Genomic DNA, 3,344 nt, shown 5'->3' with positions numbered 1-3,344 from the left:
GGCCTCCAAAGGGGCATAAAGAAGCCCGCACAGGGCGGGCTTCAAGAGAGAGGTAAGGGAGCCGGGGTTACTCGGCATCGAGGCGAAAGCTGTGTCCGCAATCCAGGCATTCCAGGTTGTCGAGATAGGTGTCGTCGAGCTTGGCGCCCAGCGCCGCACCCGCTTCACCGCCGGCCACACCTCCCGCCAGTCCACCAAGCACTGCACCGGCGATACCGCCGATGGCAGATCCGGCAGGACCGAAAGCCAGGCCGACAGTCGCACCGACACGAGCCCCGTTAGTGGCCATGGTGATTCCACTGGCGGCACCGGCAACCGTGCCGACAGAGCCACCTACCTTGCGGCCATTCTGCAGGGCGACAACGCGGATGGACCGGCAGGACGGACATTGAATGATCATGAAACCTCCATGAGATGGGGCCAAGAAGGCCATTCCTTCCTGGCTTCATAGAGGTGATATATGCCTGAAAAAATCTGGAATCGTGGGCCGCCAGTTAGGGGTTGGAGCCGTGCTCATACTTTCGGCAGGGGCTTTATATTGGCATTCAGAGCTGAGATACTAACGAGGTATATACGTTGTTAGTATCTTGTCGTGAGGTCGGCCATGAGTAAAGAAGCGGTTTTCACAATGAAGCTGGAGTCTGAACTCCGGGCTGAATTTATTGCTGTGGCAGAAGCGGAGCATCGGCCGGCTTCGCAAATCGTGCGTGAATTGATGCGTGGTTACATTTCGCGGAAGCGGCAGGAGCAGGAATATCAGGATTTTCTGAGGGGTAAGGTGGAAGCCGGTCGGGCTGAGATGCTGGCTGGTGAGGGGAGCCCCAACGACGAGGTGGAGGCTGAGTTTGCGGCACGCAGGGCTGCTGCGGTGGGTGACGGTAAGGCTGGCGCATGAGGGTGATCTGGACCACTCAGGCCCAGAAAGACCGTCTTGCAATCTGGGAGTATATCGCGGCGAATAATCCGGTTGCGGCAGGGGACTTGGATGTGCGGTTCTCGGAGGCGGCAAGATTGCTGGCAGACCACCCCGAGATGGGGAGAGAGGGGGTGGTGCCTGGCACGCGGGAGCTGTTCCCCCATGAACATTATCGGCTGGTCTATGAGGTTTATCAGGAGGCAGTCTGGGTGCTTACATTGGTGCATACGGCCAGGCTATGGCCCAAGCCGATGTCAGATAAAGATGGGGCGCCAGACTGAGGTCGGAATGACCCCATGGTTTCTTGTCGCCCAATGACTTGTCTTGGAAGCCTGCGCTATACTGCCGCCCGCAAGGGGTTCGGGTCCCATTTTTAGGCCATTTTTACTGGGGCCAACAGTGTGGCCAACACCCTTTTGTGCTTTTTTATTGTGTTGTAAATCAGATGGTTGGGGCTGTATTTGAGTCCGGCCTCTGTACCAAACAATAAAAGAGCCCGCTTCCAGCGGGCTTTTTTATGTCGGGCGTCTCCGGGCTCTCGATAGCTCAAACTCGTCTGTCCAGGAGAGTGTCATGACCGAATATGCCCCGCCCGCCGGTTTGCTTAAGCGCTTGATGGCGCTGGTCTATGATGGCTTTCTGGTGCTCGCCTTGTGGTTTGTGACTACGGGTATCTTCGTGCTGGTCTATCCCAAAACCGGGTTGCCGATGGAAGATATTAATGGCGTCACCCGCGCTGCGCCGGACTACCTGAAGGGGATTCTGCTGCCGCTGCTGCTGGTGGAAACCTGGTTGTTCTATGCCTGGTTCTGGATGCGTGGCGGCCAGACCCTTGGCATGCGTGCCTGGCGGTTGCAGGTGCGGGACTATCGCGGTGGGCCGGTTAAGCTCTGGCAGACCCTGGCTCGCTTTCTGGGTGCCTGCGTGTCGTGGGGCCTGTTCGGGGCCGGCTATCTGGTGGTGCTGATCGCGCCGCATCAAACGCTTCACGATCGCCTGTCCGCCACGGCCACCGTTCAGCTGCCGAAACAGGCAAAAGGCAAGAAAACGGATTGACCACAGAGAGCACAGGGTTCACTGAGGGAAAAGCAGGGTTTTCTCTGTCCCTCTGTGCTCTCTGTGGAGAAACAGCTTTTGATCCTGCTTTCGCTGCCGGGTATCCTTGCTCTCCCTTGAACTTCCGTGCCGGTACAGTACGTGAACGTCGACGATTTTGATTTTGAGCTCCCCGACGGGTTGATTGCCCGCCATCCGCCTGCTGAGCGCCGTGATGCGCGCCTGTTGGCGCTTACCCGCGATGCGCTGCTGCATCAGCAGTTTCCTGATCTGCTTGCCCATGTGCACCCCGGCGATCTGTTGATCTTCAACGATACCCGCGTGATTCCTGCCCGGTTGTTTGGCCAGAAGGAAAGCGGTGGCAAGGTTGAAGTGTTGATCGAACGGGTGGTGGATGACCACGAGGCTCTCGCCCATGTGCGCGCCTCCAAATCACCCAAGCCGGGAACTTGGCTGGAATTTGATGAGGGCATTCGTGCCCAGGTGACGGGGCGTCGTGACGCCCTGTTCATTTTGCAGTTCTCGCTACCGGGCCAAGGCTGCGACACGCTGCTGGCGGCACTGGAGAAAATCGGTCATGTGCCGTTACCGCCGTATATCGACCGTCCGGATGAGGATGGCGATATGGAGCGCTACCAGACGGTCTATGCCCGCGAACCCGGCGCTGTGGCGGCCCCGACCGCCGGCCTGCATTTTGACGATGCGATGCTGGCGGCCCTGGAGCAGCACGGGGTTGATATCGGTTTTGTCACCCTCCATGTAGGAGCAGGGACGTTCCAGCCGGTGCGCGTGGACAAGGTGGAAGACCATCACATGCACAGTGAGCGTTACCAGATCCCCGATTCCCTGGTTGAGCAAGTGGCCCAGGCCCATGCCCGGGGCGGCCGGGTGGTGGCGGTTGGAACCACCGCGCTGCGGGCGCTGGAAGCGGCCAGCCAGTCCGGAGGTTTGCAAACCGGGCAGGGCGAGACGGATATCTTTATCTATCCGGGTTACCGGTTCCGGCTGGTGGATGCCCTGGTGACCAACTTCCACCTGCCCAAATCGACGCTGCTGATGTTGATCAGTGCCTTTGCGGGTCGTGATCGGGTGATGAACGCCTACCAGGCGGCGATTGAGGCCCAGTACCGTTTTTTCAGCTACGGCGATGCCATGTTTATTGAGGGGATGCCGGAAGCCGGAAGCCGGAGGCTCGATGCCTGATGCTTTTGGTTCGGAGGAAGCGTAACGCCATGTGCTTTGTTACAAGCGTTTATGGTCCCGTTGGTTTTGATTTTTTAGCGTCAGGCGTCTTGCGTTTGGCGTTTGGCGAGTAATTCTCATGTCCCGAATGACCTTCCAGCTCAACGCCACCGATGGTGCCGCCCGCCGT

5 protein-coding genes are annotated in these 3,344 nt (G+C 58.7%); 4 read left to right on the top strand and 1 reads right to left on the bottom strand.

Features of this window, described 5'->3' with window-relative positions; translation table 11 throughout:
- Window positions 1-67 precede the first annotated feature (67 nt).
- Complete coding sequence (locus A3754_RS15650; protein ID WP_063520451.1) at window positions 68-400, bottom strand: hypothetical protein; 333 nt, start codon at window positions 398-400, stop codon at window positions 68-70.
- A 204-nt stretch (window positions 401-604) separates the two neighbouring features.
- Here A3754_RS15650 and A3754_RS15645 point away from each other — a divergent pair, with 204 nt between their 5' ends.
- From A3754_RS15645 to queA, 4 genes are all read left to right on the top strand, one after another.
- Complete coding sequence (locus A3754_RS15645) at window positions 605-895, top strand: CopG family ribbon-helix-helix protein (protein WP_063520450.1); 291 nt, start codon at window positions 605-607, stop codon at window positions 893-895.
- A complete protein-coding gene (locus tag A3754_RS15640; RefSeq protein WP_063520449.1) occupies window positions 892-1,197 on the top strand; it encodes a type II toxin-antitoxin system RelE/ParE family toxin in 306 nt (101 codons plus the stop codon). Before A3754_RS15645 ends, A3754_RS15640 begins: the two co-directional genes overlap by 4 nt.
- A gap of 292 nt (window positions 1,198-1,489) precedes the next feature.
- The gene (locus A3754_RS15635) at window positions 1,490-1,972 is read left to right on the top strand and encodes an RDD family protein (RefSeq protein WP_063518852.1); all 483 of its coding nucleotides are present in this window, start codon (window positions 1,490-1,492) and stop codon (window positions 1,970-1,972) included.
- Window positions 1,973-2,113: 141 nt separating this feature from the next.
- Window positions 2,114-3,175: a tRNA preQ1(34) S-adenosylmethionine ribosyltransferase-isomerase QueA gene (queA, locus tag A3754_RS15630; RefSeq protein ID WP_063520452.1), complete on the top strand. Its 1,062-nt coding sequence runs from the start codon at window positions 2,114-2,116 to the stop codon at window positions 3,173-3,175.
- Window positions 3,176-3,344: the final 169 nt, after the last annotated feature.

Source organism: Alcanivorax sp. HI0083, assembly GCF_001635175.1.
The sequence above is the reverse complement of the archived record's forward strand: the minus strand, read 5'-3'. Positions and strand labels throughout refer to the sequence as shown.

What these genes read in the sequence shown, in the direction of transcription:
- A3754_RS15650 (WP_063520451.1), bottom strand. Translation starts at nt 400, where the DNA reads ATGATCATTCAATGTCCGTCCTGCCGGTCCATCCGCGTTGTCGCCCTG.
- A3754_RS15645 (WP_063520450.1), top strand. Translation starts at nt 605, where the DNA reads ATGAGTAAAGAAGCGGTTTTCACAATGAAGCTGGAGTCTGAACTCCGG.
- A3754_RS15640 (WP_063520449.1), top strand. Translation starts at nt 892, where the DNA reads ATGAGGGTGATCTGGACCACTCAGGCCCAGAAAGACCGTCTTGCAATC.
- A3754_RS15635 (WP_063518852.1), top strand. Translation starts at nt 1,490, where the DNA reads ATGACCGAATATGCCCCGCCCGCCGGTTTGCTTAAGCGCTTGATGGCG.